Origin of the sequence: Actinomadura coerulea, assembly GCF_014208105.1 — a bacterium.
Lineage (GTDB): Bacteria > Actinomycetota > Actinomycetes > Streptosporangiales > Streptosporangiaceae > Spirillospora > Spirillospora coerulea.
In genome coordinates this window covers 3,870,975-3,882,531 of sequence record NZ_JACHMQ010000001.1, presented here as the reverse complement: position 1 = coordinate 3,882,531, position 11,557 = coordinate 3,870,975, and the positions used below count along the sequence as shown (strand labels likewise).

Below are 11,557 nucleotides of genomic sequence, written 5' to 3'. Positions count from 1 at the left end.
GATATCGGCGTATCATCATGTATTTACAGCGGATTCCGTAGTCATATAGCATCAAGGCAACTGGATCAATCGCACCGAGGGAATCGTGATGACGGAGTCGGACGTGACCAGCCAGCAGCACGACGCGATGCAGAGGGCGGCGCGCGACCATCTGTGGATGCACTTCGCGCGGCACTCGGCGGCCGGGGGCGGCGGCGAGATCCCGGTGATCGTCCGGGGCGAGGGCCCCTACGTCTACGACTCGGCCGGCCGCCGCTACCTGGACGGCCTCGCCGGGCTCTTCACCGTCCAGGCCGGGCACGGGCGCGAGGAGCTGGCGCAGGCCGCCGCCAAGCAGGCCGCCGAGCTGGCCTACTTCCCGATCTGGTCCTACGCGCACCCGAAGGCCGTCGAGCTGGCCGAGCGGCTCGCCGCCCTCGCCCCCGGCGACCTGAACCGCGTCTTCTTCACCACCGGCGGCGGCGACGCGGTCGAGAGCGCGTGGAAGCTCGCCAAGCACTACTTCAAGCTCACCGGCAAGCCCGGCAAGCACAAGGTGATCAGCCGGGCCGTCGCCTACCACGGCACCCCGCACGGCGCGCTGTCGATCACGGGCCTGCCCGGCCTGAAGGCGCCGTACGAGCCGCTGGTGCCGAGCGGCTTCCGGGTGCCCAACACCAACATCTACCGGGCCGCCGAGCACCGCGACGACCCCGAGGCGTTCGGCCGGTGGGCCGCCGACCGGATCGAGGAGGTCATCGAGTTCGAGGGCGCCGACACCGTCGCCGCCGTGTTCCTGGAGCCGGTGCAGAACGCCGGCGGCTGCTTCCCGCCGCCGCCGGGCTACTTCCAGCGCGTCCGCGAGATCTGCGACCGGCACGACGTCCTGCTGGTGTCGGACGAGGTGATCTGCGCGTTCGGCCGCCTCGGCACGATGTTCGGCGCGCAGCGGTTCGGCTACGCGCCGGACGTCATCACCTTCGCCAAGGGCGTGACGTCGGGATACGCGCCGCTCGGCGGGATGCTCGTGGCGGACCGCCTGTTCGAGCCGTTCAGGGGCGGGACGGAGATGTTCGCGCACGGCTACACGTTCGGCGGGCACCCGGTGTCGGCGGCGGTGGCGCTGGCCAACCTCGACCTGTTCGAGCGCGAGGACCTGACCGGGCATGTCCTGCGCAACCGGGACGCGTTCCGGAGCACGCTGGAGCGGCTGCGCGACCTGCCGATCGTCGGGGACGTGCGCGGTGACGGCTACTTCTACGGCATCGAGCTGGTGAAGGACCAGGACACGCGGGAGACGTTCGACGACGAGGAGTCCGAGCGCCTGCTGCGCGGGTTCCTCGACAAGGCCCTCTACGAGGCGGGCCTGTACTGCCGGGCCGACGACCGCGGCGACCCCGTCGTCCAGCTGGCGCCGCCGCTGATCTGCGACCAGGGGCACTTCGACGAGATCGAGCAGATCCTGCGCTCCGTCCTCCAGGAGGCCTGGACGCGGTTGTGACCCGGCCGCCGGGGGCGCGGGCGCGCCGCGGCCCCGGCGGGCTGATGTGAGGCGCGTCACCCGGCCGATCAGTGTGCGCTTGCATCTTTACTTTGAGAGGGTGCATGTAAACCGAATTGGGTTCGGACGTGACGAGGTGGTGGGCGCGTGCTCAAGGTCGACGACATCAACCTGACGGACTGGGAGTTCTGGCGGCGGCCGCACGACTACCGGCACGAGGCCTTCAAGGCGCTGCGCTGGCACGCCGGCCTCATCCGCTACGAGGAGCCGGACATCGTCATCGCGCCGCAGGGCCCCGGCTACTACGCGCTGACGCGGCACGCCGACGTCGTCGAGGCGTCCCGCCGCCCGCAGGACTTCTGCTCCGGCCGGGGGGCCATCAGCATCCCGGACATGCCGGGCGACATGCACGAGTACTTCGGCTCGATGATCAGCATGGACGACCCCCGGCACGCCAAGATCAGGCGGATCGTGTCCCGGGCGTTCTCCCCGCGCATGATCCAGCGGTTCGAGGACCGGGTCGAGGCGGTCGCGGGCCAGATCGTCGAGAACGTGGCGGCGGGCGGCGGCACGGGCGACTTCGTCGCCGACGTCGCCGCCCGGCTCCCCCTGAAGATCATCTGCGACATGATGGGCATCGCCGAGGACCAGTACAGGACCGTCCTGGACGCCACGAACGTCATCCTCGCGGGCAACGACCCCGAGTTCATCCCGACGGCGGAGCCGGAGCAGATGGCGATGGCCCTGCTCGGCGCCGGGGAGACGCTGCGCGGCCTCGTCGAGGACCTCGGGCGGCAGCGCCGCGCGAACCCCACCGACGACCTCACCTCCGCCCTGGTGAACGCCAACCTCGACGGCGAGTCGCTCACCGACCAGGAGCTCGGCTCGTTCTTCATCCTGCTGGTCGTCGCCGGCAACGAGACCACCCGCAACGCGATCGCGCACGGCCTCGACCTGTTCACCCGCAACCCCGGCCAGCGGGCCCTGCTCACCGAGGACTTCGACGGCCGCATGCCCGGCGCGGTCGAGGAGATCGTCCGGTACGTCTCGCCGGTCATCTGGATGCGCAGGACCGCGACCCGCGACACCGTGCTGAACGAGCACGAGATCAAGGAGGGCGACAAGCTCGTCCTCTACTACTGGTCCGCCAACCGGGACGAGTCGGTCTTCACCGACCCGGAGCGGTTCGACATCCTGCGCGACCCGAACCCGCACGTCGGCTTCGGCGGGCCCGGGCCGCACTTCTGCCTCGGCGCGCACCTGGCCAGGCGCGAGATCACCGTGATGTTCCGCGAACTGCTGCGCCGCACGCCCGCCCTCCGCGCCTCCGGCGACCCCGACCGCCTGGAGTCCAACTTCATCAACGGGATCAAGCGCCTGCCCTACACGATCTGAGCCCGGACTACCAGGGCAGGGGGCCGTCCTCGGCGAGGAACGCGCCGGTCGGGCCGCCGTCGCCGAGGAGGGCCACCCCGGCGATCACGGACGCCCCCTGCTCCGGCGTCCGGTGCCCGGCGTGGTCGTTGAGATCCGTCGCGCAGTACCCGGGCGTGGCGGCGTTCACCGTGACCGAGGTGCCGGCCAGCTCCTTGGCGTAGGCGACGGTGACGGCGTTCAGCGCCGACTTGGACGCGTTGTACGGCAGCAGGTTGACACCGTGCACCGGGCTGGACGGGTCGCCGTGCAACGTCAGCGAGCCGAGCTCGCTGGAGACGTTGACGATCCGCCCGGCCGGGGAGCGGCGCAGCAGCGGGAGCATCGCGTTGGTGACCGCGACGACGCCGAACACGTTGGTCTCGAACGCGGTCCGGACCAGGTCCGGCGCCGTCCGGCTCGGCGGGAAGCCGGTGGCTCCCGTCGTGGTGATCCCGGCGTTGTTGACCAGGATGTCGAGCCGGCCGAACTCGGCGTCGATCCACTTGGCGGCGGCCTCGACGGTGTCGGCGTCGGTGACGTCCAGCCGGACGAAACGGGCGTCGAGCCCCTCGGCGGCGAGCGCGGCGGCGGCCGGCCCGCCGCGCTCGGCCGAACGCGCCCCGAGCAGGACGGTGGCGCCGTCGCGGCCGAGGACGCGGGCCGTCTCGAAGCCGATGCCCTTGTTGGCTCCGGTGATGAGTGCGATCTGTGTCGTCATGCCGTCCAGGTTCACCGGCGGCGTCCGGGCTGAGGAGAGACCGGCCGAAGCTGGGATCGGCCGTACCACCCTCGACCCGGCCGCCGCTCCGGCGTATCGGACATGCTGGAGGACATGGACAGACAGGAGATGGCGGCGTTCCTGCGTTCCCGGCGGGCCCGCATCCAGCCCGCCGACGTCGGGCTCCCGGGAGGGACGCGCCGCCGAACCCCCGGCCTGCGCCGGGAAGAGGTCGCGCGACTGGCCGGGATGTCGGTGGACTACTACATCCGGCTGGAGCAGGGACGCGGGCCTCGCCCGTCCAGGCAGATCCTCGGTGCGCTGGCGCGCGCGCTGAGGCTGACCGACGATGAGCGCGCCTACCTCCACGGCCTCGCCGGCGAGGCGCCGGAACCGCCGAGCGGCCCTTCGCAGGACGTTCCGCCGGGCATCATCCACCTGCTCGAACGGCTGGACGACACCCCCGCCTACGTGCTGAGCGCCCGGCAGGACATCATCGCCTGGAACCCGCTCGCGGCGGCGCTCATGACCGACTTCGCCGCGATGGCGCCCCGTGACCGCAACGTCGTCCGGTGGCTGTTCACCGGCTCCGACATCGAGCGGTACGGCGCCGACGAGTACCTGACGCGGTTCGCCCGCGGACTGGTGGCCGACCTGCGGGCGGCGTTCGGCCGGTATCCGGGCGACCCCGGCATCGCCGAACTGGTCGCGGAGGTGTCGGCCCGCAGCCCCCTGTTCGGCCGGCTCTGGGAGGAGGGCGAGGTCGGGATCAGGCGCGGCAGCCGCAAGCTGATGACGCATCCCGTGGTCGGCGAGCTGGACATGCACTGCGACGTCCTCCACGTGCCGGAACGCGACCAGCGGGTCGTCCTCTACACGACCACGCCGGGCACGCCCTCGCACGAGGCGATGAAACTGCTGCGCGTCGTCGGGACCCAGGACCTCAGCGTCCGCTGAGGCCCCGGGGCCCGCGCGCGGTCAGCGCAGCTCGCGCTTGAGGATCTTGCCGGTGGCGGTCATCGGCAGCTCGTCGCGGAACTCGACGATCCGCGGGTACTTGTAGTTGGCGAACTGCTCCTTGCCCCACGCGACCAGCTCGTCCTCGGTCACGGCGGCGCCGGGCGTGCGGATCACGTACGCCTTGACCTCCTCGCCGTGCGAGGGGTGCGGTACGCCCACCACCGCGGCCAGCGACACCTCCGGGTGGGTCATCAGGACCTCTTCCAGCTCCCGCGGGTACACGTTGTACCCGCCCCGGATGATCATGTCCTTGGAGCGGTCGATGATGTAGTAGTAGCCGTCCTCGTCGCGGCGGGCCACGTCGCCGGTGCGGAACCAGCCGTCCCTGATGGCCGCCTCGGTCGCCTCGGGCCGCCCGTGGTAGCCCTTCATGATGTTGTGGCCCCGGACGGCGATCTCCCCGGGCCCCTCGCCCTCGATCTCCTTCCAGTCGTCGTCGATCAGCTTCATCTCCACGCCCCACACGGGCAGGCCGATCGAGCCGGGCTTGGTCGGGCGGTCCGGGCGGTTGAACGAGGCCACCGGCGACGTCTCCGAAAGGCCGTAGCCCTCCAGGACGTCCACGCCGAACTTGGTCTTGATCCCCTTGAGGACCTCCATCGGCAGCGCCGACCCGCCCGACACCGCGACCCGCAGGTTCTCCCGGATCGCCTCGATGTCCTCGTCGGAGGTCTCGTCGGTCAGCAGGCCCCAGTACATCGTCGGGACGCCGGCGAAGATGTTCACCTTCTCCTTGACCATCAGCTCGACGGCCTGCCGCGCGTCGAACCTCGCCTGCATGACGAGCGTCGCGCGCCGGTAGAGGCCGACGTTCATCACGCACGTCTGGCCGAAGATGTGGAACAGCGGCAGCGTCACCAGCGACGTGTCGTGCAGCGTCCGGTAGAAGAGCGTGTCGTCCACCATGGCGTTCATCAGCAGGTTGTTGTGCGTGAGCTCGGCGCCCTTCGGCTGCCCGGTGGTCCCGCTGGTGTAGATGATCACGGCGGTGTCGCCCGGCCCGGTCCGCGCCGTCTCGAAGGTGCCCGGCTTCCCGGCGAGCGCGGCCCAGAACAGCTCCGCCCCCTCGACCGGGGACTCGGTGGCCGACGGGTCGGCGGACAGAAGGAAGAGGTGCTCGCACCCCTCCGCCTGCTCGAACCCGGCGCGCCCCATCTCGCCCAGCGGCAGCTCCGGCGTGCCCTCGAAGCAGAAGAAGGCCTTGGCGCCCGAGTCGCCGAGGTGGTAGGCGATCTCCCGCGGCTTGAGCAGCACGTTCAGCGGGACGACCACCGCCCCCGCCTTGAGCACCCCGAAGTACACCATCGGGAAGTACGGGAGGTTCGGGCTGGACAGGGCCACCTTGTCGCCCGGCCCGATGCCGCGCTCGCGCAGCAGGTTCGCGACCTGGTTCGCGACCTGGTCGAGGAAGGAGTAGGAGAGCCGGAGGTCGCCGAACACGACGGCGTCGCGGTCGGGCGTCTCCCGGGCGGCGTCCTCCAGCAGCACGGACAGGTTGAGCATGGCACTCCTCGCGCGGAAAGGTGACCGGCCGGTTAGTTACCGACGAGTGTATGAAACCGTTCCGCACATCCTGCTGCACGGGGCGCGTCCGGCGCCATCATTCGCAGGCCCTGACGTGGCGTTTTCGTCGTCGCGGCGGCGCGTCCGCAGGAAAAGGGAGGGCCCGCCCCCCGTCGTGGTCCCGGTCCTATGACCGGATCCGGACGGTTCGGGCGGTCGCCGGGCCCGCGCCGTATGCCCGTCACCCGGCGGCGCTAGCATGTGCCGCTGCAGCGAGAAAGGGTGCGCGATCTTGATCATCTTCGGCTGGCGAGTGGTGTTCTTCACCCTGACCAGGGGAATCTTCCACTGCCCCGGATGCGGCGGCGACCGCGACTACCGCCGCAGGCAGGGGCGCAACTTCTTCACGCTGTTCTTCATCCCGGTCATCCCGCTGACGAAGGCCGGCGGCGAGTTCGTCGAATGCGACACCTGCCACGGCCGCTGGAACCCCGCCGTCCTCGACGTGCCGACGACCGCGCAGCTCGCGCAGATGCCCGCGATGCTGCTGCGCATGGCCATCGCCCAGGTCCTGCGCTCCGGCGACTACACCAACGCGGCCGCCCGCTCCCGCGCGGTCGCCGTCGTCCGGCAGGCCGGCGAGCCCGGGTACGACGAGTCCGCCCTGAACGCCGACCTCGGCCGTCCCTTCGACGAGGTCCGGGTGGAGATGGGGCGCGCCGCCTCGGCCCTCGCCCCCGAGGCGCGGGAGAGCATCCTGCGCGCCGCCGCCGAGATCGCGCTGGTCGACGGCCCGCTGACCGTCTCCGAAGAGGAGACGCTGTCCGCCGTGGGCGCCGACCTGGAGCTGACCCGCGTGCAGGTGACCGGCGTCGTGTCCATGGCCCGCCAGGAGTCGGGGCACTAAGTCGCGGCGGGCGGGGTTGCGGTTGCGCTACCCTTTGAGGTATGCCAGCCAGGCTGCTCCTCGAAGGACCGCGTTGACGCACTGACGTCAGCGTGGTGGCCCCTCCTGTGCGAGGGGCCGTTTCATGTCGGCGGACGGCCACGACCCAGCAGCAGGAACCGGAGTCAGAAGCGTGAGCAGCGACGTTCCCCACCGCGCAACGCCGGGGGGTACCGGGGGGGCGTCCCCCCTGAGCGACGGGTACGACCCACGGGCCGTCCAGGACAAGTGGCAGGCCCGCTGGGAGGAACTCGACCCGTTCAAGGCGGACGAGAAGGGCACCGCTGACGAGCGCCGCTACGCGCTGGACATGTTCCCCTACCCCAGCGGCGACCTGCACATGGGCCACGCGGAGGCGTTCGCCATCGGCGACGTCGTCGCGCGCTACTGGTTCCAGCGCGGCTTCAACGTCCTGCACCCGATCGGCTGGGACTCCTTCGGCCTGCCCGCCGAGAACGCCGCCATCAAGCGCGACTCGCACCCGGCCGAGTGGACGTACGCCAACATCGAGACGCAGGCGGCCTCCTTCCACCGCTACGCCCCGTCCTTCGACTGGACGCGGCGCCTGCACACCTCCGACCCCGAGTACTACAAGTGGACGCAGTGGCTGTTCCTGCGCTTCTACGAGCGGGGCCTGGCCTACCGCAAGGGCGGCCACGTCAACTGGTGCCCGAAGGACCAGACCGTCCTGGCCAACGAGCAGGTCGTCGGCGGCCACTGCGAGCGCTGCGGCGCGCTGGTCGAGAAGCGTGTGCTGACCCAGTGGTACTTCAAGATCACCGAGTACGCGGACCGGCTGCTGGACGACATGGCGCAGCTGGAGGGCAAGTGGCCCGAGCGCGTCCTGCTGATGCAGCGCAACTGGATCGGCCGCTCCACCGGCGCCGACGTCGACTTCGTGATCGAGGGCCGCGACGAGCCCGTCACCGTCTACACCACCCGCCCCGACACCCTGTACGGCGCGACGTTCATGGTCGTGGCCGCCGACGCCGCCCTGGCCGAGGAGATCTGCCACCCCGACCACCGCACCGCGTTCGAGGCCTACCGCGACGAGGTCTCCCGCGAGAGTGAGATCGAGCGGCTGTCCACCGAGCGTGAGAAGACCGGCGTGTTCCTGGGCCGCTACGCGGTCAACCCGGTCAACGGCGAGCGGCTGCCCGTCTGGGCGTCCGACTACGTCCTGGCCGAGTACGGGCACGGCGCGATCATGGCCGTCCCGGCGCACGACCAGCGCGACCTGGACTTCGCGCTGAAGTTCGGCCTGCCCGTCCGCGTCGTCGTCGAGACCGGCCTGGCCGACCCCGCCGAGACCGGCGTCGCCACCCCCGGCGACGGCGCGATCGTCAACTCCGGCCCCATCGACGGGCTGACCAAGGCCGACGGCATCGCCCGCATCACCGGGATCCTGGAGGAGCGCGGCACCGGCCGCGCGTCGGTGAACTTCCGGCTGCGCGACTGGCTGGTGTCCCGGCAGCGGTTCTGGGGCTGCCCGATCCCGATCGTGCACTGCGAGGCGTGCGGCGAGGTCCCCGTCCCCGACGACCAGCTGCCCGTGACCCTGCCCGAGGGCCTGCGCGGCGCCGACCTGGCGCCCAAGGGCACCTCGCCGCTGGCCGCCGCGTCCGACTGGGTGAACACCGAGTGCCCCAAGTGCGGCGGCGCCGCCACCCGCGACACCGACACCATGGACACGTTCGTCGACTCGTCCTGGTACTACTTCCGCTACTGCTCGCCCGGCTACGAGGGCGGCCCGTTCGACGTCGAGCAGGTCCGCAAGTGGATGCCGGTCGACCAGTACACGGGCGGCGTCGAGCACGCCATCCTGCACCTGCTGTACAGCCGGTTCTTCACCAAGGTCCTGCACGACATGGGCATGGTCGACTTCACCGAGCCCTTCACCCGGCTCCTGAACCAGGGCCAGGTGATCAACCAGGGCAAGGCGATGTCGAAGTCGCTGGGCAACGGCGTCGACCTGGGCGAGCAGATCGGCGAGTTCGGCGTGGACGTCGTCCGGCTGGCGATCCTGTTCTCCGGCCCGCCCGAGGACGACATCGACTGGGCCGACGTGTCCCCGCACGGCATGTCGAAGTTCCTGTCCCGCGTGCACCGCATCGCCGCCGAGGTCTCCTCCGAGCCCGGCGCGGACGTCGCCTCCGGCGACACGACCCTGCGCCGCGCCACGGCCCGCACGGTCGACGAGGTCACCACGCTGGTCGAGACGCAGCGCTTCAACGTCGCCATCGCGCGGATCATGGAGCTGGTCACCGCGACCCGCAAGGCCATCGACTCCGGCCCCGGCGCCGCCGACCCGGCCGTCCGCGAGGCCGCGGAGACGATCGCGGTCCTGCTGTCGCTGTTCGCCCCCTACACCGCCGACGAGGCATGGGAGGTGCTGGGCCGCACCGCGCCGGTCGTCCGCGCGGGCTGGCCGTCCGCCGACCCCGCCCTGCTGGTGGAGGAGTCGGTCACCTGCGTCGTCCAGGTCGCCGGGAAGGTCCGCGACCGCCTGGACGTCCCGCCCGGCATCGCCGAGGAGGAACTGGAGCGCCGCGCCCTGGCCTCGGCCAAGGTCCAGGACGCCCTGGCCGGCGCCGGCATCGCCAAGATCATCGTGCGCGCCCCGAAGATCGTCAACATCGTCCCCAAACGCTGACCCCGGGCGCCGCGCCGCTCCACCCGAGCGGCGCGGCGCCCTTCGGGGAGGGCTGCCGGGGGCCCGGGCATGCGTGAGCGGCCGCCGGAGGCGCTCCGGCGGCCGCTGTGGGCCGGTGTCACATCTTGCGGAGGACCGCCACGACCCGGCCGAGCACCGAGGCCTCGTCGCCGGGGATCGGCTCGTAGGCGGGGTTCTGGGGCATCAGCCAGATGTGGCCGTCGTCGCGGCGCTTGAACGTCTTGACCGTGGCCTCGCCGTCGATCATGGCGGCCACGATGTCGCCCTGCTCGGCCACCGGCTGCTGCCGAACGACCACCCAGTCACCGTCCGCGATCGCGGCGTCGATCATCGAGTCGCCGGTGACCTTCAGCAGGAAGTGGGTGCCCTCGCCGACCAGCTGCTTCGGCAGGGTGAAGACGTCCTCGACGGCCTCCTCGGCGAGGATCGGGCCGCCGGCGGCGATGCGGCCGACGAGCGGCACGTAGGCGGGCGCGGGCTGCCCCGAGGCCGCCTCGTAGGCCTCCTCGTGTGTGCGCACCGGCGTCGTGCCCGGCACCCGCACCTCGACCGCGCGCGGCCGGTTGGGGTCGCGCCGCAGGAAGCCCTTGCGCTGCAGCGCCCGGAGCTGGTGCGACACGCTGGAGGTGCTGGTCAGGCCCACGGCCTCGCCGATCTCGCGCATCGAGGGCGGGTACCCGCGGCGCTGGACCGAGTCACGGATCACCTCCAGCACCATGCGCTGCCGCTGGGTCAGGCCCGTCTCGTCCATCGGCCCGTCGGGCAGGTCCCGGACCTTGCTCATCGCTCGTCGCCTCCCGGGCGCCTCGGATCCGTCACTCCTTGTCATGGAACGCTATCGCGTCCAGGCCCGATGATCAAACAATTGTTCGAAGATGTGCTCGCTTTTTCCGGACGCCCCCTGGTAGAACATCGTACAGGTGTTCGATCGAAAATGCATTCGAAGTCGAGGAGGGGAGAGATGCCGGGTTCACTCCACAGTGACCGCCCCCCGATCCGCCTGACCCGCCGGGGCCGCGCCGTCCTGGTCGCGTTCACCGCCACCGTCACCCTCGTGTTCCTCTGGCTCACCGTGGGCCCGGGCGCCTTCGCCGGTTCACGGGAAAGCCGCGGTGGCCCGTCGCGTCCCGCCGAAACGGTCGTCGTCGAGCCCGGCGAAACCCTTTGGGACATCGCGTCCGCCGCCGATCCCGGCAGCGATCCGCGCCTTGTGGTGCGGCGCATAATCGACCTCAACGGCATGGCCGGCGACCCCACGGTCCACCCCGGCCAGGAACTCCGGCTTCCCTCAAGCTGACCGGCGCACCGCAGGCTTCGTCACGCTCGGTTACCTTGTGGCGCGTCTCAAGGTGCCTGTCGAACGTCCTCCCTCTCGTCGGGCGGTTGCCGGGGCAGTCGTCCTCTTGCCGGTCGCGAGCGTTGGCCGCCGGTGTGTCGCCTGCCGTGCCGGACGTGCCCGCGCGGCTGTTTGAGATCGACTGTCGTGCGCGCGGAGCGGCTCGAGGTGCGGCGCGCCCGGTGGGATGGAGGCCCTGAGCGGCGGGCGACGGCCGCCCCTTCGCGGCGAGGTGGCGGGAGGCGTGTTCGAGCAGGGTGCCGCCGCCCGGGCCGGTAGGGCGGAGAGGGGTCTCTTGCTGCGACTTTGCCGTGGCGGGGGTTACCCGGAGGGGCCTGTCGGAGGCGGTGGGTGACGACACGCCCGGAGGGAAAATCCGGGGGCCGGAGATGACCTGCGCGGACGCGGCGGATGTGACGGAGGGGACTCGGGAGCAGGTTGCGAAGGAGTCCGGTGAGCCCTAC

Annotated in this window: 9 protein-coding genes; 6 read left to right on the top strand and 3 right to left on the bottom strand. The window is 71.2% G+C overall.

Translation table 11 applies throughout. The features are described 5' to 3' along the window. The first annotated feature begins 88 nt into the window (after positions 1-88). A complete protein-coding gene (locus tag BKA00_RS17825) occupies positions 89-1,480 on the top strand; it encodes an aspartate aminotransferase family protein (protein ID WP_185026450.1) in 1,392 nt (463 codons plus the stop codon). A 147-nt stretch (positions 1,481-1,627) separates the two neighbouring features. Further along, positions 1,628-2,875: a cytochrome P450 gene (locus BKA00_RS17820; RefSeq protein ID WP_185026447.1), complete on the top strand. Its 1,248-nt coding sequence runs from the start codon at positions 1,628-1,630 to the stop codon at positions 2,873-2,875. Between the two features lie 7 nt (positions 2,876-2,882). Here BKA00_RS17820 and BKA00_RS17815 read toward each other — a convergent pair whose 3' ends face one another. After that, positions 2,883-3,614, bottom strand: a complete 732-nt coding sequence (locus BKA00_RS17815; RefSeq protein WP_185026445.1) for an SDR family oxidoreductase — start codon at positions 3,612-3,614, stop codon at positions 2,883-2,885. A 114-nt stretch (positions 3,615-3,728) separates the two neighbouring features. Here BKA00_RS17815 and BKA00_RS17810 point away from each other — a divergent pair, with 114 nt between their 5' ends. Then, a complete protein-coding gene (locus BKA00_RS17810) occupies positions 3,729-4,571 on the top strand; it encodes a helix-turn-helix transcriptional regulator (RefSeq protein WP_185026443.1) in 843 nt (280 codons plus the stop codon). 21 nt (positions 4,572-4,592) lie between these two features. Here BKA00_RS17810 and BKA00_RS17805 read toward each other — a convergent pair whose 3' ends face one another. Continuing rightward, entirely contained in the window at positions 4,593-6,137 is a 1,545-nt protein-coding gene (locus BKA00_RS17805; RefSeq protein WP_185026441.1) for a long-chain-fatty-acid--CoA ligase, read from the bottom strand. A 292-nt stretch (positions 6,138-6,429) separates the two neighbouring features. Here BKA00_RS17805 and BKA00_RS17800 point away from each other — a divergent pair, with 292 nt between their 5' ends. Together BKA00_RS17800 and leuS are read left to right on the top strand one after the other, a co-directional pair. After that, a complete protein-coding gene (locus BKA00_RS17800) occupies positions 6,430-7,044 on the top strand; it encodes a TerB family tellurite resistance protein (protein WP_185026439.1) in 615 nt (204 codons plus the stop codon). Positions 7,045-7,273: 229 nt separating this feature from the next. Beyond that, entirely contained in the window at positions 7,274-9,736 is a 2,463-nt protein-coding gene (leuS, locus tag BKA00_RS17795; RefSeq protein WP_230298735.1) for a leucine--tRNA ligase, read from the top strand. A gap of 118 nt (positions 9,737-9,854) precedes the next feature. Here the strand turns inward: leuS and lexA are convergent, their stop codons facing one another. Beyond that, on the bottom strand, positions 9,855-10,541 hold the full coding sequence (gene lexA, locus BKA00_RS17790) for a transcriptional repressor LexA (protein WP_185026435.1): 687 nt from the start codon (positions 10,539-10,541) through the stop codon (positions 9,855-9,857). Between the two features lie 69 nt (positions 10,542-10,610). Between lexA and BKA00_RS17785 the strand changes: the two genes are divergently transcribed. Next, positions 10,611-11,054: a LysM peptidoglycan-binding domain-containing protein gene (locus BKA00_RS17785; protein ID WP_185026433.1), complete on the top strand. Its 444-nt coding sequence runs from the start codon at positions 10,611-10,613 to the stop codon at positions 11,052-11,054. Positions 11,055-11,557 lie beyond the last annotated feature (503 nt).

Coding starts and splice junctions, on each gene's coding strand:
- BKA00_RS17825 (WP_185026450.1), top strand. CDS start 89: ATGACGGAGTCGGACGTGACCAGCCAGCAGCACGACGCGATGCAGAGG.
- BKA00_RS17815 (WP_185026445.1), bottom strand. CDS start 3,614: ATGACGACACAGATCGCACTCATCACCGGAGCCAACAAGGGCATCGGC.
- BKA00_RS17810 (WP_185026443.1), top strand. CDS start 3,729: ATGGACAGACAGGAGATGGCGGCGTTCCTGCGTTCCCGGCGGGCCCGC.
- BKA00_RS17805 (WP_185026441.1), bottom strand. CDS start 6,137: ATGCTCAACCTGTCCGTGCTGCTGGAGGACGCCGCCCGGGAGACGCCC.
- lexA (WP_185026435.1), bottom strand. CDS start 10,541: ATGAGCAAGGTCCGGGACCTGCCCGACGGGCCGATGGACGAGACGGGC.
- BKA00_RS17785 (WP_185026433.1), top strand. CDS start 10,611: ATGATCAAACAATTGTTCGAAGATGTGCTCGCTTTTTCCGGACGCCCC.